The sequence below is a fragment of the Actinomadura sp. SCN-SB genome (assembly GCF_043906805.1).
Lineage (GTDB): Bacteria > Actinomycetota > Actinomycetes > Streptosporangiales > Streptosporangiaceae > Spirillospora.
Genome location: NZ_JBIMPP010000067.1, coordinates 20,771 through 43,257, shown reverse-complemented (window position 1 = coordinate 43,257; position 22,487 = coordinate 20,771). Strand labels below are relative to the sequence as shown.

23 protein-coding genes are annotated in these 22,487 nt (G+C 73.8%); 12 read left to right on the top strand and 11 right to left on the bottom strand.

Annotated elements, in window-relative coordinates; translation table 11 throughout:
• Positions 1–90 precede the first annotated feature (90 nt).
• On the top strand, positions 91–909 hold the full coding sequence (locus tag ACGWYJ_RS31715) for a hypothetical protein (RefSeq protein WP_395110118.1): 819 nt from the start codon (positions 91–93) through the stop codon (positions 907–909).
• Positions 910–943: 34 nt separating this feature from the next.
• Here ACGWYJ_RS31715 and ACGWYJ_RS31710 read toward each other — a convergent pair whose 3' ends face one another.
• The 3 genes from ACGWYJ_RS31710 to ACGWYJ_RS31700 all read right to left on the bottom strand — a co-directional run bounded on the left by ACGWYJ_RS31710 (position 944) and on the right by ACGWYJ_RS31700 (position 5,231).
• Positions 944–2,641 carry a glycerol-3-phosphate dehydrogenase/oxidase gene (locus tag ACGWYJ_RS31710; protein WP_395110117.1) on the bottom strand — a complete coding sequence of 566 codons (1,698 nt, stop codon included), beginning with the start codon at positions 2,639–2,641 and terminating at the stop codon, positions 944–946.
• A 113-nt stretch (positions 2,642–2,754) separates the two neighbouring features.
• A complete protein-coding gene (gene glpK / locus ACGWYJ_RS31705; RefSeq protein ID WP_395110116.1) occupies positions 2,755–4,296 on the bottom strand; it encodes a glycerol kinase GlpK in 1,542 nt (513 codons plus the stop codon).
• Positions 4,297–4,361: 65 nt separating this feature from the next.
• Positions 4,362–5,231: an MIP/aquaporin family protein gene (locus tag ACGWYJ_RS31700; protein WP_395110115.1), complete on the bottom strand. Its 870-nt coding sequence runs from the start codon at positions 5,229–5,231 to the stop codon at positions 4,362–4,364.
• 394 nt (positions 5,232–5,625) lie between these two features.
• Between ACGWYJ_RS31700 and ACGWYJ_RS31695 the strand changes: the two genes are divergently transcribed.
• Both ACGWYJ_RS31695 and glpK (ACGWYJ_RS31690) read left to right on the top strand, forming a co-directional pair.
• A complete protein-coding gene (locus ACGWYJ_RS31695; RefSeq protein ID WP_395110114.1) occupies positions 5,626–6,429 on the top strand; it encodes an IclR family transcriptional regulator in 804 nt (267 codons plus the stop codon).
• 21 nt (positions 6,430–6,450) lie between these two features.
• Positions 6,451–7,950, top strand: a complete 1,500-nt coding sequence (glpK, locus tag ACGWYJ_RS31690; protein WP_395110113.1) for a glycerol kinase GlpK — start codon at positions 6,451–6,453, stop codon at positions 7,948–7,950.
• 213 nt (positions 7,951–8,163) lie between these two features.
• On the opposite strand, the gene ACGWYJ_RS31685 is transcribed toward glpK (ACGWYJ_RS31690), so the two are convergent.
• The 3 genes from ACGWYJ_RS31685 to ACGWYJ_RS31675 all read right to left on the bottom strand — a co-directional run bounded on the left by ACGWYJ_RS31685 (position 8,164) and on the right by ACGWYJ_RS31675 (position 10,418).
• Positions 8,164–8,898, bottom strand: a complete 735-nt coding sequence (locus tag ACGWYJ_RS31685; protein ID WP_395110112.1) for a hypothetical protein — start codon at positions 8,896–8,898, stop codon at positions 8,164–8,166.
• A gap of 43 nt (positions 8,899–8,941) precedes the next feature.
• On the bottom strand, positions 8,942–9,574 hold the full coding sequence (locus ACGWYJ_RS31680; RefSeq protein WP_395110111.1) for a LysE family translocator: 633 nt from the start codon (positions 9,572–9,574) through the stop codon (positions 8,942–8,944).
• Positions 9,575–9,641: 67 nt separating this feature from the next.
• The gene (locus ACGWYJ_RS31675; protein WP_395110110.1) at positions 9,642–10,418 is read right to left on the bottom strand and encodes a hypothetical protein; all 777 of its coding nucleotides are present in this window, start codon (positions 10,416–10,418) and stop codon (positions 9,642–9,644) included.
• Between the two features lie 304 nt (positions 10,419–10,722).
• On the opposite strand from ACGWYJ_RS31675, the gene ACGWYJ_RS31670 reads away from it, so the two are divergent.
• The 5 genes from ACGWYJ_RS31670 to ACGWYJ_RS31650 are packed head-to-tail and all read left to right on the top strand — an operon-like array spanning position 10,723 to position 15,076.
• Complete coding sequence (locus ACGWYJ_RS31670; protein ID WP_285693839.1) at positions 10,723–11,733, top strand: MoxR family ATPase; 1,011 nt, start codon at positions 10,723–10,725, stop codon at positions 11,731–11,733.
• The gene (locus tag ACGWYJ_RS31665; protein WP_395110109.1) at positions 11,730–12,821 is read left to right on the top strand and encodes a DUF58 domain-containing protein; all 1,092 of its coding nucleotides are present in this window, start codon (positions 11,730–11,732) and stop codon (positions 12,819–12,821) included. The genes ACGWYJ_RS31670 and ACGWYJ_RS31665 overlap by 4 nt, the downstream gene beginning before the upstream one ends.
• A 58-nt stretch (positions 12,822–12,879) precedes the next feature.
• Entirely contained in the window at positions 12,880–13,827 is a 948-nt protein-coding gene (locus ACGWYJ_RS31660) for a VWA domain-containing protein (RefSeq protein ID WP_395110108.1), read from the top strand.
• 20 nt (positions 13,828–13,847) lie between these two features.
• Complete coding sequence (locus tag ACGWYJ_RS31655) at positions 13,848–14,525, top strand: class I SAM-dependent methyltransferase (protein WP_395110107.1); 678 nt, start codon at positions 13,848–13,850, stop codon at positions 14,523–14,525.
• Positions 14,522–15,076, top strand: a complete 555-nt coding sequence (locus tag ACGWYJ_RS31650) for a TrmH family RNA methyltransferase (protein WP_395110106.1) — start codon at positions 14,522–14,524, stop codon at positions 15,074–15,076. The genes ACGWYJ_RS31655 and ACGWYJ_RS31650 overlap by 4 nt, the downstream gene beginning before the upstream one ends.
• Before the next feature lie 57 nt (positions 15,077–15,133).
• Here ACGWYJ_RS31650 and ACGWYJ_RS31645 read toward each other — a convergent pair whose 3' ends face one another.
• The gene (locus ACGWYJ_RS31645) at positions 15,134–15,352 is read right to left on the bottom strand and encodes an EF-hand domain-containing protein (RefSeq protein WP_395110105.1); all 219 of its coding nucleotides are present in this window, start codon (positions 15,350–15,352) and stop codon (positions 15,134–15,136) included.
• Positions 15,353–15,497: 145 nt separating this feature from the next.
• On the opposite strand from ACGWYJ_RS31645, the gene ACGWYJ_RS31640 reads away from it, so the two are divergent.
• Positions 15,498–16,322, top strand: a complete 825-nt coding sequence (locus tag ACGWYJ_RS31640; protein WP_395110104.1) for a glycerophosphodiester phosphodiesterase — start codon at positions 15,498–15,500, stop codon at positions 16,320–16,322.
• Between the two features lie 6 nt (positions 16,323–16,328).
• Here the strand turns inward: ACGWYJ_RS31640 and ACGWYJ_RS31635 are convergent, their stop codons facing one another.
• Positions 16,329–16,676 (bottom strand): type II toxin-antitoxin system Phd/YefM family antitoxin, encoded by a 348-nt coding sequence (locus ACGWYJ_RS31635; RefSeq protein ID WP_395110103.1) that lies wholly within the window; start codon positions 16,674–16,676, stop codon positions 16,329–16,331.
• Positions 16,677–16,795: 119 nt separating this feature from the next.
• Between ACGWYJ_RS31635 and ACGWYJ_RS31630 the strand changes: the two genes are divergently transcribed.
• From ACGWYJ_RS31630 to ACGWYJ_RS31620, 3 genes are all read left to right on the top strand, one after another.
• The gene (locus tag ACGWYJ_RS31630) at positions 16,796–17,458 is read left to right on the top strand and encodes a ClpP family protease (RefSeq protein WP_395110102.1); all 663 of its coding nucleotides are present in this window, start codon (positions 16,796–16,798) and stop codon (positions 17,456–17,458) included.
• Positions 17,459–17,523: 65 nt separating this feature from the next.
• Positions 17,524–18,105, top strand: coding sequence for an ATP-dependent Clp protease proteolytic subunit (locus ACGWYJ_RS31625; RefSeq protein WP_395110119.1), 582 nt, complete (start codon positions 17,524–17,526; stop codon positions 18,103–18,105).
• Positions 18,106–18,405: 300 nt separating this feature from the next.
• Positions 18,406–18,750 (top strand): RNA polymerase-binding protein RbpA, encoded by a 345-nt coding sequence (locus ACGWYJ_RS31620; RefSeq protein WP_026401712.1) that lies wholly within the window; start codon positions 18,406–18,408, stop codon positions 18,748–18,750.
• Positions 18,751–18,866: 116 nt separating this feature from the next.
• Here the strand turns inward: ACGWYJ_RS31620 and ACGWYJ_RS31615 are convergent, their stop codons facing one another.
• The 3 genes from ACGWYJ_RS31615 to lnt all read right to left on the bottom strand — a co-directional run bounded on the left by ACGWYJ_RS31615 (position 18,867) and on the right by lnt (position 22,118).
• Positions 18,867–19,448, bottom strand: coding sequence for an FxsA family protein (locus ACGWYJ_RS31615; protein ID WP_395110101.1), 582 nt, complete (start codon positions 19,446–19,448; stop codon positions 18,867–18,869).
• A gap of 178 nt (positions 19,449–19,626) precedes the next feature.
• Complete coding sequence (locus ACGWYJ_RS31610; RefSeq protein ID WP_395110100.1) at positions 19,627–20,373, bottom strand: polyprenol monophosphomannose synthase; 747 nt, start codon at positions 20,371–20,373, stop codon at positions 19,627–19,629.
• Between the two features lie 5 nt (positions 20,374–20,378).
• Positions 20,379–22,118 (bottom strand): apolipoprotein N-acyltransferase, encoded by a 1,740-nt coding sequence (gene lnt, locus ACGWYJ_RS31605; protein ID WP_395110099.1) that lies wholly within the window; start codon positions 22,116–22,118, stop codon positions 20,379–20,381.
• Positions 22,119–22,487: the final 369 nt, after the last annotated feature.

The window sequence follows — 22,487 nt, the reverse complement described above, 5'->3', positions numbered from 1 at the left end:
CCCCCCGCCCCCCCCCCCACCAGCCCCCCCCACCCCCCCCCCCCCCCCCCCCGCCCCCCCCCCCCCCCCCCCCCCCACCCGCCACAGGGCATGCTCCACACACCCCCCGGCATCGTCCTGCCCACCACCAGCCACCAGCCCACCCCACAGCCCACACCGCGCCCCGCGCCACAGCCCGCCACCACCCCATGCACCATCCCCGGCAACGCCTACAGCGCGTCCTGGATCTCAGGCGTCACCACCATCCCCGGCACCGACACCCTCCTCATCACCCACAACGACGTGTGCGTCCAAGGCACCACCATCTCCAACCAAGCCTTCGGCCTGGTCCAGTACCGCCCCGCCACCAACGCCCTCGGCCCCCAGGCCCGCGTGTTCACCACCCCCACCGGACTGCCCTTCCAGCACGCCCTCGGCTCGCCCATCATCACCGGCGGCCACCTCTACCTGTACGGGTCCACCTGCGACACCCAAGCCTTCGGCACCTGCACCAACGGCCGCGTCACCCTCGCACGCGTCCCCGCCCGCCCCCACGCCTGGACCAACCCCGCCGCCTACCGCTGGCACACCCCCCGCGGCTGGACCCCCGACCCCGCCCAGGCCACCACCGTCCTCCCCGGCGGCGCACCCCTCGCCGTCCACGCCGCCGACTACACCACCACCGGCGACGGCTACGCCCTCATCGAGCAACGCACCCTGGGCGGCGACTTCCAGATCTGGCGCGCACCCCACCCCACCGGCCCCTGGGAACCCCTCCGCCGGGGACGCATGCCCTGCGGCGGCCAATCCGGCCTCGACCTCTGCCGCGCCTACATCGGCCACCCCGAGCTCAGCACCCGCCGTGACCTGCTCGTCTCCTACTACAACCCCGCCGACGGCCACATCAGCGTCCGCGCCGTCCCCTGGTGAGCAGGGCCCCTGACGTCGGTGAAGGTTCAGTTGGTCACGCGGGGGCGGGGCAGGCCGCGTGTTCTCCGGGCAGCGGGCCCTCCTCCCCCCGCTCGGCTCGCACCTGCCGCACGTAGGCGTCGACCTCGGCGGGCACCTGCGCGGCGTCCCACCCCAGCACCGGTGCCATCAGCTCGGCCACGTGGGAGGCGGCCGCCACTCCCCCGTCCTGCTCCTCGATGGTGATGCGGGTGCGGCGCGACAGCACGTCCTCCAGGTGCAGCGCGCCCTCATGGGTGACGGCGTACACGGCCTCGGCGCGCAGGTAGTCGGGGGCGCCGGGGACGGGCTCGCCCAGCCCGGCGTCCCGCGCGATGAGGGACAGCAGGTCGGTCGCGCACGCCCCGTACCGCTGGAGGAGGTGTTCCACGCGCGCCACGTGCAGGCCGGACTCGGCGGCCAGGCGGTGCCGCTCGTTCCACAGCACCTCGGAGCCGACCGCGCCCAGGATCGGCAGGCGCGCGGTGACCGAGGCGGGGACGGCGGTGTCCAGGCCGGCGGCGGCCGTGTCGATGGCGTCCTGTGCCATGACCCGGTAGGTGGTGAACTTCCCGCCGGTCACCACCACCAGGCCGGGGACGGGTTCGGCGACGGTGTGCTCGCGTGATAGCCGGGTGGTGTCGCCGCCGTCGCCCGACAGCAGCGGCCGCAGCCCGGCGTAGACGCCGACCACCTCCTGGCGCTCCAGGGGGACGCGCAGCAGCGTGTTGACCTGGTCCAGCAGGTAGTCGACGTCGGCGGTGTCGGCGGCGGCCTCGTCGGGTCCGTGGTCCCAGGGGGTGTCGGTGGTGCCGATGATCCAGTGCCGGCCCCAGGGGATGACGAACAGGACGCTCTTGTCGGTGCGGGTGATCAGCCCGGTGCGCAGGGGGATGCGGTCGCGGCGCACCAGCAGGTGCACGCCTTTGGACGCGCGGACGCTGAAGGGCGTGCGGGTCTGCGCCATCCGCCCGGCGCCGTCGGTCCACACCCCGGTGGCGTTGACGACGCGGCGGGCGCGCACGGGGATCTCCGCGCCGGACTCGGCGTCCAGCACGGCGGCGCCGGTGACCCGTTCGCCTTCCCGCAGGAACCCGGTGGCCTCGGCGCGGGTGAGCACGCACGCGCCGTAGTGGGCGGCGGTACGGGCGACCATCATGGTGTAGCGGGCGTCGTCGACCTGCGCGTCGTAGTACTGGATGGCGCCGACCAGGGCGTCGGCGCGCAGTCCCGGCGCCTCGCGCAGCGCGCCGCCGCGGGTGAGCTGCCGGTGCCGGGGCATCACCCGGCCGCCGCCCAGGGCCCCGCCGAGGGTTCCTCCCAGCGTGTCGTACAGGGTGACGCCGGCGCCGACGTAGCAGCGTTCCCACACCCGGTGCCGCAGCGGGTACAGGAACCGCACGGGGCGTACCAGGTGCGGGGCCAGGCGGGTCAGCAGCAGGGACCGCTCCCGCAGCGCCTCGCGGACCAGGCCGAAGTCGCGCTGTTCCAGGTAGCGCAGGCCGCCGTGGATCAGTTTGCTGGAGCGGGAGGAGGTGCCGGCGGCCCAGTCGCGGGCCTCCACCAGCGCGACCGACAGGCCGCGGGAGACCGCGTCCAGCGCGGCGCCGGCGCCGACGATGCCGCCGCCGACCACCAGCACGTCGAACTCGGTGTCGGCCAGGCGCCTCAGGGCGTCCCGGCGGTACTGCGGTCCCAGGGGTACCGATGTCACTGCAAGCTCCTCATGGCGTCGGAAGGGCCGTCAGAAGGGCCGTCGGAAGGGCCGTCGGAAGGAGGGGGGCGGGCGGGGCCGGGTGCCGGTGCCCGGGCCCCGCCCGCGTCGGGTCAGCCGGCCGTGCCCTCGCCCGGCGTGTCCAGGTCGACCCAGTCCAGGGTGCGCTGGACGGCCTTCTTCCAGCCGGCGTAGCCGCGTTCGCGGCGCCGCTCGTCCCAGGACGGCTCCCAGCGGCGGTCCTGGTTCCAGTTCTGCCGCAGCTCGTCGGTGGACTTCCAGAACCCGGTGGCCAGCCCGGCCGCGTACGCGGCGCCCAGCGCGGTGGTCTCGGCCACCACCGGCCGTGACACCGGCACGCCCAGCACGTCGGCCTGGATCTGCATGCACAGCTCGTTGGCGGTGACGCCGCCGTCGACCTTCAGCACGTCCAGGGCGACGCCGGAGTCCTCCCGCATCGCCTCCACCACGTCGCGGGTCTGGTAGCAGATCGCCTCCAGCGTCGCGCGCGCCACGTGCGCGTTGGTGTTGAAGCGGGACAGCCCGACGATGGCGCCGCGCGCGTCCGAGCGCCAGTACGGGGCGAACAGGCCGGAGAAGGCCGGGACGAAGTAGACGCCGCCGTTGTCCTCCACCTGCCGGGCCAGCGACTCGCTCTGCGCGGCGCCGGAGATGATGCCGAGCTGGTCGCGCAGCCACTGCACCGCCGACCCGGTCACCGCGATCGACCCTTCCAGCGCGTAGACGGGGGCGTCCCGCCCGAGCTGGTAGCACACGGTGGTCAGCAGGCCGTTGGCCGACCGCACCGGCTGGGTGCCGGTGTTGAGCAGCAGGAAGTTGCCGGTGCCGTAGGTGTTCTTGGCCTGGCCGGGGTCGAAGCAGACCTGGCCGACGGTGGCGGCCTGCTGGTCGCCGAGCGCGGCGGTCAGCGGGACCTGCCCGCCCAGCGGCCCGTCGTCGCGGGTGGTGCCGTAGCCGCGGGGGTCGGAGGAGGGGCGGATCCGCGGGAGCATGGCGCGGGGGATGCCGAAGAAGCCCAGCAGTTCGTCGTCCCAGTCCAGGGTCTCCAGGTCCATCAGCATCGTGCGGCTGGCGTTGGTGACGTCGGTGACGTGGACGCCGCCGTCGGTGCCGCCGGTCAGGTTCCACAGCAGCCAGGTGTCGGTCGTGCCGAACAGCGCGTCACCGGCTTCGGCGGCCTCGCGGACGCCGTCGACGTTCTCCAGGATCCACTGGATCTTCCCGGCGGAGAAGTAGGTCGCGGGGGGCAGGCCCGCCTTGCGGCGGATCACCTCGCCGCGGCCGTCGCGTTCCAGCGCCGCGGCGATGCGGTCGGTGCGGGTGTCCTGCCACACGATCGCGTTGTAGTAGGGGCGGCCGGTGCGCCGGTCCCACACCACGGCGGTCTCGCGCTGGTTGGTGATGCCGAGGGCGGCCAGGTCGCCGGGGCCCAGGTTCGCGGTGGTCAGCGTGGTCTGGATGACGGCGCGGGTGCGTTCCCAGATCTCGGTGGGGTTGTGCTCCACCCAGCCGGCGCGGGGCAGGATCTGCTCGTGTTCCAGCTGGTGGCGGGCGATCTCGTTGCCGCCATGGTCGAAGATCATGAACCGGGTGCTGGTGGTGCCCTGGTCGACCGCTCCGACGAACTCGCTCATCGATAACTCTCCTGGTGGGGGCGGGCGCGGCCCGCGCGGGCCGCGCCCTCGGGGCGTGGTGGGGGTCAGGCGGCCTCGGCCGGCACCGTGGCGGGCGCGGGCTGGGGCTCGGGCGCGGACGGGCCCGGCAGGAACCGGCCGATCAGGGCCTTGTAGAGGCCGGCGCCGAGCACGCCGCCCACCAGCGGGCCGACGATGGGGACCCAGAAGTACAGGTCGCCGTACTGGTCGCGCCACGCGCCGCCGTACCCGGTCAGGAACGAGGCCAGGCGCGGACCGAAGTCGCGGGCGGGGTTGATCGCGTACCCGGCGTCGGTGCCCCACGCCATCCCGATCGCGACGACGACCAGGCCGATGACGAACGGCGCCAGGTTGGCCAGCGGGCCGTCGTTGCGGGCGTCGGTGATCGCCAGCACCAGGAACAGCAGGATCGCGGTGCCGATGATCTGGTCGCGCAGCGCGCCCAGCGACGACACCGGCAGGGTCCCGTTGCCGGGCAGGGTGGAGAACACGCCCTGGGTCTTGATGGTGTGGCCGGGGTCGACGGCGCCGAGCACCTCGGAGTAGTTCCACCGCACGATCAGCGCCGCCACGAACGCCCCCGCGGTCTGCGCCAGCGCGTAGGGCGCGACACGGCGCCAGGGGAACTCGCGGAACACCGCGAGCGCGACCGTCACCGCGGGGTTGAGGTGCGCGCCGCTGGCCCGCGCCGCCACGTACACGCCGAGCGTGACGCCCAGCCCCCAGGCCCAGGCGATGCTGTCGTGGTCGCCGATCTCCGCGCCGGCGACCTGCGCGACGACGCCGACGCCGAACAGGATGAGGATCATCGTCCCGGCGAACTCGGCCAGCACGGCGCCCAGCGCCCCGCCGGGGATCGCGGCCGTCTCCGGCGGGGCGCCGCCGGCCCCGTCCATGCTGCTCTTCTCGGTCACAACCGTGCCTCCCTTGGCGAAGCGGGGGTGGGAGGGCGCCCGCGGGACCCGCCGTGCCGGTGGGTGGACCCCGGCGCCGGTACGGATGCGATCCGATGCGGTGCCGTGCGGTGCGGGGTGTGGGGAGCGGGCCCCGCGGGCGTCCGTGGCCTGCGGGCCCCTCATCGGCGGGACGAGACGGCCCTTCGGCTGCCGAGGACGCTAAGCCGGGACATACCACCGGTCAACGGACATCTGCCGACAATGTCGAACACTTTCGCTGCGGCGGCGCGCACATTACCCTCCCGGATATGCCCCAGATCACAGGGAACGGGCTGGCCCGCCCGGTTCCCCCGGCAATGACGGCGGGCGCCGACATTGTCGGCACCCTTCCGGGAAACATAGGATCGGGCCCATGCCGGGACCGGTGCAGTCGATCGAGCGGGCCGCGGCCATCCTCCGGCTGCTGGCGGCCAGCTCCGGCCGCCTGGGCGTCGGCGAGCTGGCCGCCTCCCTGGGACTGGCGCGCGGCACCGTCCACGGCATCCTGCGCACCCTGGTACGCGTCGGATTCGTCGAGCAGGACGAGGCCACCGGCAAATACCAGCTCGGCGCCGCCCTGCTGCACCTGGGCACCAGCTACCTGGACGTCAACGAGCTGCGCTCCCGCGCCATCAACTGGGCCGACGCGCTGGCCGCCCGCAGCGGCGAGGCCGTCCGCATCGGCACCCTGCTGGACGGCAAGGTCCTGGTCGTCCACCACGTGTTCCGCCCCGACGACTCGCTGCAGGCCATGGACATCGGCACGCTGCTGCCCCTGCACGCCAGCGCCCTGGGCAAGGCCCTGCTCGCCCACGACGTCAACGCCGCCGCCAGCATCCGCGGCACCGAGCTGGAGGCGTACTGCCGCCGCACCATCACCGACCACCGCGCCCTGGCCCGTTCCCTTACCCGCGTCCGCGAACAGGGCTGGGCCGCCGAGATCGAGGAGATGGCGCTGGGCGAGGCGTCCATCGCCGCGCCCATCCGCGGCCACGGCGGCCTGGTCGTCGGCGCCATCGGCGTGTCCGGCGCCGTCGAGCGCATCTGCCGCACCGACCCCTCCGCCGGCCCCTCCGCCGGCGGCGCCGCCCGCCGCGTCCCCGACCCCGGCCTGGTCGCCTACGTCCGCGACGCCTCCCGCGCCGTGTCCCGTGACCTGGGCGCCTCCCGCTGGTAACACCCCCCGGGCGGGGGCGGCATGACCGAGCGGTACGTGATGTCGATCGACCAGGGCACCACCTCCACCCGGTGCATCCTGTTCGACCACAGCGGCCGGCTGGTGTCGGTCGCCCAGCGCGAGCACCGCCAGCACTTCCCCAAACCCGGCTGGGTCGAGCACGACGCCCTGGAGATCTGGCGCAACCTGGAACGCATCGCCCCCGAGGCCCTCGCCCAGGCCGGCGTCACCCCCGGGCAGGTCGCCGCCGCCGGCATCGCCAACCAGCGCGAGACCACCGTCCTGTGGGACCGCGTCACCGGCCTGCCCGTCGGCCGCGCCGTGGTGTGGCAGGACACCCGCACCGACGCCCTGGTCCCCGAACGCACCGGCCTGCCCCTGGCCACCTACTTCTCCGCGCCCCGCATCGCCTGGATGCTCGACCACACCCCCGGCCTGCGCGAACGCGCCGAACGCGGCGAAGTGCTGTTCGGCACCATGGAAAGCTGGCTGATCTGGAACCTGACCGGCGGCACCGACGGCGGCGTCCACGTCACCGACGTCACCAACGCCGGCCGCACCCTCCTGATGGACCTGGCCACCCTGTCCTGGGACGACGACCTGCTGGCCTTCTTCGGCGTCCCCCGCGCCATGCTCCCGGAGATCCGCTCCTCCACCGAGATCTACGGCACCGCCCGCCGCGTGTTCCCCGGCGTGCGGATCGGCGCCGCCCTCGGCGACCAGCAGGCCGCCCTGTTCGGCCAGACCTGCTACAGCCCCGGCGAGACCAAATGCACCTACGGCACCGGCGGGTTCCTGCTGATGAACACCGGCAAGGAACCGATCCGCTCGGCCAACGGCCTGCTCACCACCGTCGGCTACAAGATCGGCGACGAGCCCGCCGTCTACGCGCTGGAAGGGTCCATCGCCATCACCGGCGCGCTGGTGCAGTGGTTCCGCGACGGCCTCGGCCTCATCACCACCGCCCCCGAGATCGAGACGCTGGCCCGCACCGTCGACGACAACGGCGGCTGCTACATCGTCCCCGCCTTCTCCGGCCTGTTCGCCCCCCACTGGCGCGCCGAGGCCCGCGGCGTCATCGTCGGCCTGACCTCCTACATCACCAAAGGGCACCTGGCCCGCGCCGTCCTGGAGGCCACCGCCTGGCAGACCCGCGAGGTGGTGGACGCGATGAACCGCGACTCCGGCCTGGCCCTGCGCGAACTCAAGTCCGACGGCGGCATGACCGCCGACAACCTGCTCATGCAATGCGTCGCCGACGTCCTCAACGTCCCCGTCGTCCGGCCCATGGTGGTGGAGACCGTGTCGCTGGGCGCCGCCTACGCCGCCGGGCTGGCCGTCGGATACTGGGCCGACCTGGAAGGGCTGCGCCGCAACTGGCACCGCGCCGCCCGCTGGGTCCCCGCCATGGACCCCGCCCGCCGCGCCGCCGAATACCACAACTGGAAACGCGCCGTCGAACGCTCCTTCGACTGGACCCGGACCGGGCCCGTCCCCGCCGAAGACCACGGCCCCACCTGACCACGGCCCGCCACGACCGCCGGGGCACCCCTGATCGCGGAGGTCAGAAGGCGGTGAGCTCGGCGCGCAGCATGTCCAGGCACAGGCGGGCGTTGCGCGGCACCTGCCGCCGCGGCCACCCGCTCCCGCCCGCCCGCGACCGCCGCCGGCTCGCCCAGCGTACTCATGCCCGCCACGCTAGAGCACCCACCCCGCCGCCACCGGCGGTACGGCTCAGCGCGGGCAGACCGGGATGTCCCGGCCCGCGTTGTCCTTGGCCTCGTCGTTGCCCCAATGCGTCAGGTACAGCGCGGGCACCCACGCGCGCGACGCGCCCCCGCTCGCGTACACCTCGTCCAGATCGGTCAGCAGCCACCAGTGGTTGAAGTCCTCACCGCCGTTGCGTTCCCTCCGCTGCCCCCACCGCTTGCAGAACACATAGTGCCTGCCCCTGCGCAGCTCACCGACCGGGGCACCGGACGCCGCGGGCTGCTCGTACCCCTCGGCCGCGGCGAAGGTGTCCACGAAGAACCGCTCCCGGCCCACCTCCGGCCCCACGCCCGTGCCCGAGACGGCCGGCGACGCCTCACCCGCCGTCCCCTGCGGCGCGGTCTGCTGCTGCGGGGCGCTCCCGCCGGTGGACGCGCCCTGCCGGGCACGGTCGGAGGGCCACAGCACGATCAGGACCGAGGCCAGCGCCAGCGCGAACGCCCCCGCCACCAGCCAGCCCGCGTACGCCGACGGCCCCCGCCTGCGCGGCCGCACCCGCACGCCGGGCGCGGCGAAGGTCTCCTCCGCGGGCGGGATGTCGGCGAACCGCGTCTCCACCAGCGTCGGGTCGTCCGCCGCCTCCCGCTCCGGCCCCGCCGCGGCCGGGCCGGCGGGCTCGGCGGGGAGCGGGGTGGCGCCGCAGCGCGGGCACGGCTGCGCGTCCGTCCCGGTGTCAGCACCGCACTGCGGGCACCGCATCACCCTCACCTCCGCCGCTCGCGGTCAGCGTCCTCCCACGCGGTCAGCGGGTCTCGGCGGCCAGCCGCACACCCAGCCCGACCAGGACCACGCCCGACACCTGCTCCAGGCGGCGCCGCACCCCCGGACGGGCGAACGTGCGCCGCGCCGCGTCCACCGCCCACACCACCACCAGGTACCAGAGCAGGTCGATCACCACCCACAACACCGACAAGGCCACCAGCACCGGCAGCACGGGCGCGCCCTCGGGCACGAACTGCGGCAGGAACGACACCGCGAACACCCCCGCCTTCGGGTTCGCGGCATTGGTGATCAACCCGAGCCGGTAGCAGCGGCCCAGCCGCACCCCGCCACCGCCCTCCACCACCTCGATGCCGTCCACGAGGCCGCCGCGGCGGGCCTGCCACAGCGCCCTGGCCCCGAAGTACACCAGCACCACCGCGCCCGCGACCCGCATCCCGTCATAGGCCACCCGCGACGCCGCCAGCAGCGCCGACAGGCCCAGCGCCGCCGACACCCCCCACAGCACCACCCCGGTCTCGTTCCCCAGGACGGTGGCCAGCCCCGCGCGGCGGCCCGACCGCATCGACGACCGCATGATCACCACCGTGCTCGGCCCCGGCACCAGCGCGATCAGGACCGCGGCCCCGACAAAGGCGACCAGATTCTCCAGCACCCGGCCATCCTCCCAGAGCCGGCGCCGCCCGTCTCCCCCAATTTCCGGGCATACCCCCGCATCCGCGTTACCGGGCCGGGCGGTTCACCGGATCCGGCTCACCCGGCTCCTCCCCATCGGTCGGCCGCGGCCCCGGCGAACCCGTCGGCGCCTCCGTCGGCGACGGCCGCGGCGGCGGCGACGGCTCCCCGCTCGAAGGCGTCGGCGCCGGAGACGGCGACTGCGACGGCGGATCGGGCGGCTGCGGCGGCGGCTGGCTCACCTTCGGCTGACACGCGAACAGCAACAGCATCAGCAACACCAGCAACGCCAGAATCGCCGCCAACGTCAGCAGCGCCCCCACCAGGCCCCGCTCGGCACGCTCCGGCGGCGCCCCGACCGGCTCGGGAACCGGCGGGCGCTCCAACGCCGGCTCACCCGACCCCAGCCAGTACGGCTGGAACCGCGGCCCGCGCCACACCGCCCACCGCCGGCCGCCGACCCCGCCCTCCAGCATCACCGGCGCCAGGAACCGCTCCGCCCCCACCCGGCCCGACCGCTCACCGTCATAGGACGTCGCCACCCACGGCGCCGGGCCCTCCGGCTGCGCCGCCACCACCGGAGCCGCGTCCCCGTCCCCCCCAGGCCGCCCCGGACCCGGCAGCGACGACGCGATCGCCGCGCGGAACCGGTCCCGCGCCGCCGCGTCCCCGGCCGCGCCCCGGTTCAGCACCGCCACGCTCGCGCGCCGCCCCGCCTCGTCCACCCCCAGGTACACGATCCCCGCCTGGGTCTCCGACAGCCGCGCCTCCAACCGGTACGGCCCCACCTGTACGGGATCACCCGGAGGCAACGGCCTGGACATGGCCGCCAGACTACAACCGCCCACCCGAGGTAAAACCCTGCCACCGCCCCTTTTACAGCGTTCTTACAGCCACCGATGGCAGGCTGACCCCCGGCACGCCCACAGCCCATGCCACACCGGCCACCAGCACCGATACCCACCACCCACCCCCGGCACCAGGCACGGCACGGACCACGCCGCCCACCCGCACCCCCCGTGGGAGCCATCCGCCGCCAATGGGTACATGTGATCGCGTAAGGTCGGAATGCGCCACCGGCACCCGCACGGACAGCGCGAAACGGTGAGAACAGTGAAGGACGGGGAGATGACCGTCGCAGCGCAGGACATCGACCAGGCCGCCGCGCTCCTGCAGCACACGGTCGCCGAGGTCAAAAAGGTCATCGTCGGCCAGGAACACATGGTCGAGCGCATGGTCGTCGCGCTGCTCGCCCGCGGCCACTGCCTCATCGAAGGCGTCCCCGGCGTCGCCAAGACCCTCGCCGTGGGCACCCTCGCCCAGGTCGTCGGCGGCACCTTCGCCCGCCTCCAGTTCACCCCCGACCTGGTGCCCTCCGACATCGTCGGCACCCGCATCTACCACCCCTCCACCGAGCAGTTCGACGTCGAACTCGGCCCGATCTTCGTCAACTTCGTCCTCGCCGACGAGATCAACCGCGCCCCCGCCAAGGTCCAGTCCGCCCTCCTGGAGGTCATGGCCGAACGCCAGGTCTCCCTGGGCGGCAACACCTACCCCGTCCCCAACCCCTTCATCGTCCTGGCCACCCAGAACCCCATCGAATCCGAAGGCGTCTACCCCCTCCCCGAAGCCCAGCGCGACCGCTTCCTGATGAAGATCGACGTCCGCTACCCCGGCGCCCACGAAGAACTCCAGATCCTCCAGCGCATGAGCGTCGACCCACCCGAGGCCGACCGCATCCTGGACCCCGAACGCCTCATCGGCCTCCAGCGCGCCGCCGAAGAGGTCTCCGTCCACGAACTGATCGCCGACTACATCGTCCGGCTCGTCATGGCCACCCGCGAACCCGACCAGTACCGCCTGCCCGACCTGCGCCAGGTCATCGAGATCGGCGCCAGCCCCCGCGCCACCCTCGGCCTGGTCGCCTGCGCCCGCGCCCTGGCCCTGGTCAACGGCCGCGACTACGTCCTGCCCGACGACGTACGCGCCGTCGCCCGCGACGTCATGTCCCACCGCATCGTCCTCACCTTCGACGCCCTCGCCGACGGCGTCGAGACCGCCGACGTCGTCGCCCAGATCCTGGCCGCCGTCCCCCCGCCCCGCGTCGTCTGGAACCACGGCACGGTGACCGCCCAGTGACCACCGGCGCACCCCGGCCGCACCACGACGCCACCGGTGCCCCCGGCGGCGCGACGGCGAGCGCACGCCGCGCCCGCACCGCCGCCCTCGCCCCCGAACGCACCCTGCGCCGCCTGGAACTGGCCGTCACCCGCAAACTCGAAGGACTCCTCAACGGCGAGCACCTCGGCCTCCTCCCCGGCCCCGGCACCGAACTCGCCGAAGCCCGCCTCTACCAGCCCGGCGAGGACGACGTCCGCCACATGGACTGGGCCGTCACCGCCCGCACCACCACCCCCCACGTCCGCGACCTCATCGCCGACCACGAGCTGGAGGCATGGGCCCTCATGGACCTCACCCCCAGCATGGACTTCGGCACCGGCACCGTGATCAAACGCGACCTGGCCGCCGCCGCCCTCGCCGCCGTCGGCTTCCTCACCGTCCGCCTCGGCGACCGCGTCGGCGCCTACCTCCTGCACCCCACCGGCCTGGGCCGCTGGCCCGCCCGCACCGGCAAGGCCGCCCTGTACGCCCTGCTCGAAGCCGTCCTGAACACCCCCACCGGCGACGACGACCCCACCCCCCGCCGCACCCGCCACCCCGCCACCGCGTCCCACCCCGGCGTCAGGCCCGCCCCCGACCTCGCCGCCGCCATCACCTCACTCGACCGCGGCCAGACCCGCCGCGGCCTGCGCGTCGTCATCTCCGACTTCCTCCCACCCACCGGCGACCCCCACACCGCCGACACCCCCCACGGCCCCCCGCCCTGGGAGAAACCCCTACGCCGCCTCGCCGCCCGCCACCAGGTCCTCGCCGTCGAGATCATCGACCCCCGCGAACTCGACCTCCCCGACATCGGCCTGGTCGAGATGACCGACCCCGAAACCGGCACCGTCCACGAGATCGTCCTGTCCCGCCGCGTCCGCGAACGCTACGCCGCGGCCGCCGCCGCCCAACGCGACCGCACCCGCACCGCCCTGCGCCGCTGCGGCGCCCACCACCTGGTCCTGCGCACCGACCGCGACTGGGTCGCCGACGTCGCTCGCTTCACCCTTCGCCAGCGCCGCGCCGCCGGACGCGCCCTCGGCAGATCCGGAGCACGCCCATGAGCGCCCGCCCCAGCGCCCCGGCACAGCACCACCCGGGGCCGCGCCCGAGGAGGAGCCCATGACGTTCCTGTCACCCGAACGGCTCTGGCTGCTCACCCTCCTGCCACTGATCATCGGCGCCTACGTCCTGCTCCAGATGCGCCGCCGCAACTACGCCGTGCGCTTCACCAACCTCGCCCTGCTCTCCCGGGTCGCCCCCCGGCGACCCGGCTGGCGCCGCCACGTGGCCGCCGGACTGTTCCTGGCCATGCTCCTCATCCTCATGATCGGCTTCGCCCGGCCCGCCACCAGCGTCAAAGTCCCCCGCGACCGCGCCACCATCATCGTCGCCGTCGACGTCTCCCTGTCCATGATGGCCAAGGACGTCCCACCCGACCGCTTCCAAGCCGCCAAGGACGCCGCCAAGAAGTTCATCCGCGACCTGCCCGCCCGCTTCAACGTCGGCGTCGTCGCCTTCGCCGGCTCCGCCAACCTCGTCGCCTCCCCCACCACCGACCGCCAGTCCGCCATCGCCTCCATCGACCAGCTCGTCCTCGCCAAACGCACCGCCATCGGCGAAGCCGTCTTCACCTCCCTGCAAGCCGTCCGCTCCTTCGACGCCCAGGCGTCCCAGGACCCGCCACCCGCCCACATCGTCCTGCTCTCCGACGGAGACAACACCACCGGACGCTCGGTCCCCGAAGCCATCGACGCCAGCCGCGCCGCCCAGGTCCCCGTCTCCACCATCGCCTTCGGCACCCCCTACGGCACCGTCGACATCGAAGGCGAGACCACCAGCGTCTCGGTCAACAAGGAAACCCTCCGCGGCCTCGCCCAAGGCGCCGGCGGCAAAGCCTACGAGGCCGCCGACGGCAGCGAACTGTCGGAGGTCTACGACAGCATCGGCACCTCACTGGGCTTCAAGACCGAACACCGCGACGTCGCCGCCCGCTTCACCGGCATCGCCCTGCTCCTCGCCCTCGCCGCGGGCGGCACCTCCCTGTTCTGGTTCGCCCGCCTGCCCTAGCCGCGATACCGTCGGCCAACGTGGGGGAACACTACTTCACCGGGCGGCCCACGGCCGCCGGGCGCCGCCGCACCATCGACCTGGTCCTGCCCGACCTGCACCTGCGCCTGGAAACCGACGCCGGCATGTTCTCACCCGACCGCGTCGACCCCGGCACCCGCATCCTCCTGGAGACCGTCCCCCCTCCCCCGCCCACCGGCGACCTCCTCGACCTCGGCTGCGGATACGGCCCGATCGCGCTCACCATGGCGCGACGCTCGCCGCAGGCGAGCGTGTACGGGGTGGATGTCAACGAACGCGCCCTCGACCTGGCCAGGGGCAACGCCACAACCGCCGGCCTTGACAATGTAAGGTTCAGCCTGCCGGACACGATCGACCCCGGCCTGCGCTTCGCCGCGATCTGGTCCAACCCGCCCATCCGCATCGGCAAGACCGCCCTGCACGACCTGCTGCTGGCCTGGCTCCCCCGCCTCACCCCCGGCGGCACCGCCCACCTGGTCGTCCAGAAACACCTGGGCTCGGACTCCCTGCACCGCTGGCTCAACGACCAGGGCCTGCCCACCACCCGCCTGGCGTCCCGCTCGGCCTACCGCGTCCTGGCCGTCACCGCGCCCGCCACCCCACCCGACCAACCTCTACCCGACCAACCTCTACCCGACCAGCCCCGACCCGACGGACACGGAACCGCGACCCCATGACCGGCACCCCCAAAGAGCAGCAGGCTCGCAGGCAGCTGCGCCCCACCGACGTCAAACGCCTCAACCGCGACTGGCGCAGGCGCACCGAGGCACGCCTGGGACTGCTGGTGGAATCGGTCACCCAGCCCTTCAACATGGGCACGATCATCCGCACCGCCGCCGTCTTCGGCGTCGAACGCCTCTGGCTGGCCGGCAACGCCATCGACCCCACCCACCGCAACGCCGCCAAGACCGCCCTCGGCACCGAACGCCTCGTCCCCTGGGAACACGCCGGCACCCCCGCCAAGGCCGCCGCCGCGATCCGCGCCGAAGGGCTGCGGCTGGTGGCCGTCGAGCTCACCGGCGACGCCGTCCCCCTGCACCAGGCGCCACTGGACGGCGACGTCTGCCTGGCCGTCGGCGGCGAGGACCACGGCTGCTCCCCCGCCCTGCTCGCGGAGGCCGACGCCGTCGCCTACATCCCCCAGATCGGCCGCGTCGGATCCCTCAACGTCGCCATCGCCACCGCCATCGCCCTGGCCGAGGCGCGCCGCCGCGAATGGGCCACCTGACCACCGCGTCCCCGCCCCCCGGCCGTCCGGTTCCCGCAGCCGCGGGGCCGGTGCCCGTCAGGTCTCGGCGGTCGCCATCAGCTCCGCGAACTCCTCCAGGGAGATCCGCCCGTCCCGGTTGCGGTCGGCGTCCACCATCACCTCCACGGCCCGGGTCTCGGTGATCTCCCGCCCCAGCGCCCTCATCACGTTCCTCAGCTCGGCCGTGGAGATGTAGCCGTCGCCGTCGGCGTCCACCAGCTCGAAGGTGGCGCGGTACTCCGCGGGATCGCTCATGGTCGCATCAGCCTTCACTCGTTTCCGTGGAAGAAGCGACCGTAACACCCTCCCCGCGCCTTGACGTTGTAAGGTACGGACCGGTTCAGGAGGGATCCGGCACGCCGGATCGCCCGGCGCGCCGCCACCCGCCATAATCGGGTGAGTGCCCAGCACCTTCGAATTCCTGGACCATCCCGGCCCCATCCCGTTCGCGCACCGCGGCGGCGCCGGAGACTCCCCCGAGAACTCCATGGCCGCCTTCCAGCGCGCCATCGACCTGGGCTACCGCTACCTGGAGACCGACGCCCACGCCACCGCCGACGGCGTCGTGGTCGCCTTCCACGACCGCACCCTCGACCGCGTCACCGACAGCACCGGCACGATCGCCAGGCTGCCCTACGCGCAGGTCGCCCGGGCCCGCATCGGCGGCACCGAGCCGATCCCCCGCCTGGAGGACGTGCTGGGCTCCTTCCCGGAGGCCCGCGTCAACATCGACCTGAAGGACGCGCCCGTCATCGGCCCCCTCGCCCAGGTGCTGCACCGCACCAAGGCGTGGAACCGGGTGTGCATCACCTCGTTCTCCACGCGCCGCCTGGCGCAGATGCGGGCGCGCCTGCCGCTGTTCACCGATCAGCAGGTGTGCATGGCGCTGGGCCCCCGCGGCGTGATGGCCCTGCGCGCCAAGTCCTACGGCGGCCCCACCGCCAAGCTGGTGCGGCTGGCCTCCACCGGCGTCGCCTGCGCCCAGGTCCCCTACGGCCTGGGACGGCTGCCGTTCGTCACCAAGTCGTTCATCGCCCAGGCGCACACGCTGGGCCTGCAGGTGCACGCCTGGACCGTCAACCGGCGCGACGAGATGGAACGCCTGCTGGACCTGGGCATCGACGGCATCATGACCGACGACCTGCTCACGCTGCGGGACGTGCTCACCGCCCGCGGCCTGTGGCCGCGTCCCGGCCGGTCGGTCACCGTCGACGCCGACCGCTGACCCGCGCTAGCGGCCGAACCCCGGCGGCCGCTGCGGGCCCGGCCCCGGCGGCCGCTGCGGGCCCGGCCCCGGCGGCCGGTACTCGGCGGCGATGCGCAGCGGAGCCGGCTGCGCCGGAGGAGCGGGCTGCGGCGCGGGCCGCTCGTCCACCTGCCCGCTCACACCGGGCTGGACGAGGCCGAGCCGCCCCGACCGCAGGCTCTCCAGCAGCTCCAGATCCTCCGCGGACACCAGCGCGGCCATGACCTTGCCGCGCCGGGTCAGCGCGACGCGCTCGCCGGTGTAGGCCACCCGGTTCACCAGGTCGGCGAACTCCTTGCGCGCCTCCGTCACCGCTTTCTCCACGCTGTTCATCTTACGGCGAACTCCCCTTGGCCCTTCCCGCGCGCGACTGTACAGTCCGTAACGTACAGAACGTACGAAACGTACAGATCATTTCTGTGGGTCATCGCAAGGCCATGGACGGAGGCACCATGCGGGAAGAACGCGAGCCCGGCGGGACGCAGCCCGGCGGGATCGGGGCGGCGCGGCCCGAGACCTACATCGGGCGGACCCTGGCGTCGGTGGAGGCGCCCGAGCATCCGGCGAGCGAGGCGCTGTTCCAGCGGCTCCTGGACCAGCGGATCATCTTCCTGGGGCAGGAGATCGACGACCGGCTCGCCAACCGGGTGTGCGCCCAGCTGCTCCTGCTGGCCGCCCAGGACGAACGGCGCGACATCACCCTGTACATCAACTCCCCCGGCGGCGTCGTGGACGCCGGGATGGCGATCTACGACATGATGCAGTTCGTCCCCAACGACGTCTCCACCGTCGCGATGGGCATGGCCGCGTCCATGGGGCAGACGCTGCTATGCGCCGGCGCCCCCGGCAAGCGGTACGCCCTGCGGCACGCCCGGGTGATGATGCACCAGCCGCACGGCGGCATCGGCGGCACCGCCTCCGACATCAAGATCCAGGCCGAGCAGTCCCTCTACCTCAAGACGATCCTGGCCGAGCGGCACGCCTTCCACACCGGCCGCAGCCTCGCCGAGATCCAGGCCGACTCCGACCGGGACCGCTGGTTCACCGCCGAGGAGGCCAGGGACTACGGCCTGGTCGACCACGTCATCGACACCACCGACCGGGTGGGGTCGTGAGGGCCGCGCCGCACGGCGTACGGGGCGGCGCCGCCGGGCCGGAGCCGCCCCGCGCCCGGTACGTGATGCCGTCGTTCGTGGAGCGCACCTCCTGGGGCACCAAGGAGATGACGCCCTACAACAAGCTGTTCGAGGACCGCATCGTCTTCCTGGGCACACAGGTCGACGACACCGCCGCCAACGACGTCACCGCCCAGCTGCTGGCGCTGGAGGGCATGGACCCCGACCGTCCCGTCAGCCTCTACATCAACTCGCCCGGAGGGTCGCTGACGGCGATGCTGGCGATCCACGACACCATGCAGTACATCAAGCCGGAGATCGAGACCACCTGCATCGGGCAGGCCGCCTCCGCCGCCGCGATCCTGCTGGCCGGCGGCACCAGAGGACGGCGGGCGGCGCTCGTCCACTCCCGGATCCTGCTGCACGAGCCCGCCGTGGAGGGCGCGATCCGCGGGCAGTCCAGCGACATGGAGATCGCCGCGCGCGAGATCCTGCGGCTCCGCGAGCAGATGGCGCTGATCCTGGCCGAGGCCACCGGACGGGACCCCGCCGGCATCCGCCGCGACCTGGACCGCGAACGCTACTTCACCGCCGAGGAGGCCAAGGAGTACGGGCTGATCGACGAGGTCCTCACCAAGCGCGGCTGATCAGCGCCGGAGAGGACCCGTGGCCGCGGCGGGCCTACTCCCCGATCCTCTTGCTGTACAGGGTGATCGCCGTCTCCGGCTTCACCCGCGCCCGCCTTGGGCGACTGCCGGACGACCACCCGGTTGCGGTCGTACAGCAGCAGCCGCCCCCGCGGTGCCCGAAGGCGGAGACCATCGGGTCTCCCGTTGATCTGCCACCTGTGCGGCCGTGCGGTTGAACGCCGTACGTTCGGGGAATCTTGTGACGGTATCCAGCGTTGGGCAAGGCGAGAATGCAAGCCGTCTGGGAGGCACGTGACGATGGCCGAGCGCGCACTTCGCGGCACCCGTCTCGGAGCGACGAGCTACGAGAACGATCGCAACACCGATCTGGCCCCCCGCCAGGAGGTCGACTACACCTGCACCAAGGGCCACCGGTTCACCGTGACGCTCGCGGCCGAGGCCGAGGTGCCGATGACCTGGGAATGCCGTAACTGCGGCGCGACCGCCCTTCGGGTCGACGGTGAGCTGCCGCAGGCCAAGAAGGGCAAGCCGCCGCGTACCCACTGGGACATGCTGATGGAGCGCCGCACCGTGGAGGACCTGGAGGAGGTCCTGGCCGAGCGCCTGGAGATCCTGCGCGCCGGCCGCCGCAAGACCGCCTGACAGGCCCGGATCCGCCTCCCGGCGGGTTCGTGACGGCGTTTCGCGACGACGTTGAGCCCGTGCCCCCATCCCCCCGGCGGCACGGGCTCAACCATGTCCGGCACCACCGCACGGCGCTACGGGCGCCGGCCACGGCGGTCGTCGTCCTTGACGATCTCGCCCTCGATCACGTCGCCCCCGACGGCCTCGTCCTCGATGACCTCGCCCTGCACCACCCGGCCCTCGGGCCGCCCGGCCGCGCCGTCCCCGGCGGCGCCGAACGGGCCGCCGTACCGGCCGAACGCCTGACCGCCCATCCCCGGCGGGAACACCGCGCCGCGCGCCTCGGCGGCCCGCAGCCGCCGCGCCCCGTAGGCGGTCAGCAGCCTGCGCATCACCGGGCGGGTGAACGGCAGCACCAGCAGCAGCCCGGCCACGTCGGTGAGGAACCCGGGCGCCACCAGCAGCAGCCCACCGGCCAGCACCAGGGCGGTGCCCGACAGCTCCCGGTCGGGCGGCGTCCCGCGCCGCAGCGCCTTCTCCAGCGCCCGCCAGGCCCGCCGCCCCTCGCGCCGCACGATCCAGCCGCCCAGCACGCTGGTGGCCACCAGCGCCGCCATCGTCCACCAGCCGCCGATCAGCCCCGCCAGCTGGACGATCACCAGGATCTCCAGGACGGGGACCAGCAGCATCACCAGCAGCGTTACGAGTGCCGTCATGGCTCCAACTCGGGGTTCGCGGGGACGGATGGACGGGTCGGCGATACGGACGGCCCGGGCGCGGGGCCTCTGTCCTGGTCAACGCCGGGACGGACGCGAACGTTTCCGGCCGGGACCGGCCCTCCGCGCCGCCCCTGCCGCAGGCTCTGCCGCCGCCAGGGGGCCGTGCCGGCGCGGGTCAGCGGCGGCCGCGCAGGCGGCCCAGCCGGTTCTCCACGCCCCAGCGGGTCACCCGCCAGGCCGCCTCGGCGAACACGTCCCCGCTCATCTTGCTCGTCCCGTGCACCCGGTCCACGAAGGTGATCGGGACCTCCACCACCCGCAGGCCCTCGCGCAGCGCGCGCAGCGCCAGGTCGATCTGGAAGCAGTAGCCGCGCGAGTCCACGCCCTCCAGCCCGATCTTCTCCAGCGTGGCGGCGCGGAACGCGCGGAACCCGCCGGTGGCGTCGTGCAGGGGCATGCCCAGCAGCAGCCGGGCGTAGGTGTTGGCGCCGCGCGACAGCGCCTCCCGCGTCACCGGCCAGTTCTCCACCTTCCCTCCGGGGATCCAGCGGGCGCCGATCACCAGGTCGGCGTCGCGCAGCGCCGTCAGCAGCCGCGGCAGCTCCTCGGGCTGGTGCGAGCCGTCGGCGTCCATCTCCACCATGACGTCGTAGCCGTTCTCGGCCGCCCAGCGGAAACCGGCGACGTAGGCGGGGCCCAGCCCCTCCTTGCCCGTCCGGTGCAGCACCTTGACATGGTCGTCGGCGGCGGCCAGGCCGTCGGCCAGCTTCCCCGTCCCGTCCGGGCTGGCGTCATCGACGATCAGCACGTCCACCGGCGGCGCCGCCGCGCGCACCCGGCCGACGATGCCCTCGATGTTGTCCCGCTCGTTGTAGGTCGGGATGATCACGAGCACCCGGCCGAGATCGGCTGGGATCTCCATCGGCGTCAATTCCCCTCGTTCTTCCTGCCGGTGAACGCGTTACCGCCGGCGACCGCTCCGCGGCGGGTGAGCCAGAGCGCCACGGCCGCCGCGCCCGCGCCGAGCGCGGCCAGCGCCCACTCCGGGACGGCGCCGGCCCGGTCGGCGATCGTCCGCGTGGTGCGCGCCGGGACGGAGGCCACCTGGATGTCGGGCACGAACTCCCCGGACTTGTCGATCATCCGCCCGTCCGGGGCCACGATGGCGCTGATGCCGCTGGTCGCGGCAACCAAGATCGTACGGCCATGCTCGACCGCGCGCAGCCGGGACATCGCGATCTGCTGCGGCGGAAGGCTGGTCCGGCCGTAGGTGGCGTTGTTGGTCTGCACCACCACCAGCTCCCCGGCGGCGGCGTCGCGGACCTCGGCGTCGTAGGCGACCTCGAAGCAGATCACGTCGCCGATGGTGGCCGGGCCCAGCCGCATCACCGGGTCGCGGGTGCCGTGGGCGAAGTCGCGCGGGATCCGCTCGAACCGGCTGATCAGCTTGGTGAGGACGCCGCGGAACGGCAGGTACTCGCCGAACGGCACCGGGTGCCGCTTGACGTAGTAGTCGCCGGGGCCGCGGACCGGGTCCCACACGATCCCGCGGTTCTCCACCTGCGACCCGTCCGGGGTGTCGGTGAGCGCGCCGACCAGGACCGGGACGCCGACGGCGCGCACGGCCCCCTCGATGGCGGCGCGGGCGTCCGGCTCGGCGTAGGGGTCCAGGTCGCTGGCGTTCTCCGGCCACACCACCAGTTCGGGACGCGCGACCTCGCCCGCCCTCACCCGCTCGGCCAGCTCGTAGGTGACCCGGACGTGGTTGTCGAGCACCGCCTTGCGCTGGGCGTTGAAGTCCATGCCCAGGCGCGGCACGTTGCCCTGGATGACCGCGACGGTGACCGGCCGTCCCGCCGACGGGGTGGGGATCGCCGGGCCGCCGCCGATCAGCGCGGCCATCGCCGCCACCGCGACCGCGACGGGCCTCGCGGACGCGCGCAGGACCGCCGCCCAGGTCAGCGCCGCCGCGTCCTCCCGGTGCCGGGCGCGCAGGACGGCGACCGTGCCGTAGGCCAGCAGCGCGCCGATCAGGGCGGTGACGAACGAGACCAGCGGCGCCCCGCCCAGCGACGCGTACGGCGTCAGCGGCGTGGCGGTCTGGCTGAAGGCCAGCCGCGCCCAGGGGAACCCGCCGAACGGGACCCGCCCGCGCACCAGTTCCTCGGCCACCCACAGCGCCGCCACCCACACCGGCCAGGCGGGCAGCCGGGTGACCAGTGCCACGCCCGCGCCCATGGGGACGAAGTAGAGGGCCTGGACGGCGGCCAGCAGCAGCCAGGCGTCCGTCCCGATCACCACCAGGCCCTCCAGGACGGGCACGAAGAACACCAGCCCCGCCACCAGGCCCAGCCACGCGCCGGTGCGGGCGGGCACGCCGTGCGCCGCCAGGGTCAGCAGCGCCACGCCGGGGAACACCATCGGGGTCAGGTCGGCGGGCGGGAAGGCCAGCCACAGCACCAGCCCGGCGGCGACGGCCAGCAGCGTGCGCGGCCATCCGGCCCGTCCGCCCCGGCGCAGCCACCCTCGCGCCGGCCGTTCCGGCGCGGGCGCCGCGGTGGCGGCGGCCGGAGCCGGAGCCGCGCCGGTGTCGGCCGCGCCGGTGTCGGCCGCGCCGGTGTGGGGCTCGCCGGTGCCCGGCGGTCGTTCCGGCAGGATGTCCCGCACCAATTCCGCTCCTCGCTCGGCCCTTCCCGGCCCGTTCCCGGCCTCGTCGCGGGCCCTGGTCGTCCCATCCCGCCGAACCGCTTGCGGGAACGCTACCGGCCCACGGCGCCCACGGCGACCCGCGACCTCAGCGGGCCGTCACCCGCTCACCGTCCGCTCGCGGGGCCGTACGGCGCCGCTACGCAGGGTATGCGCACCGGAGGGGCGGATGGGGCAGGGAAGGAGACGGAAAGAGTCCGCGGGCACGGAAAAGGGCACGGAAAAGGGCCCGTGACATCCCTCGGGCCGGAGTCGTCCCACAGGCGGTGAGAGCGATGCTCCGTTTTCTACTGGATGTCCGGGCCCTTTCCGGGTCCAAGCCCCCGCCCG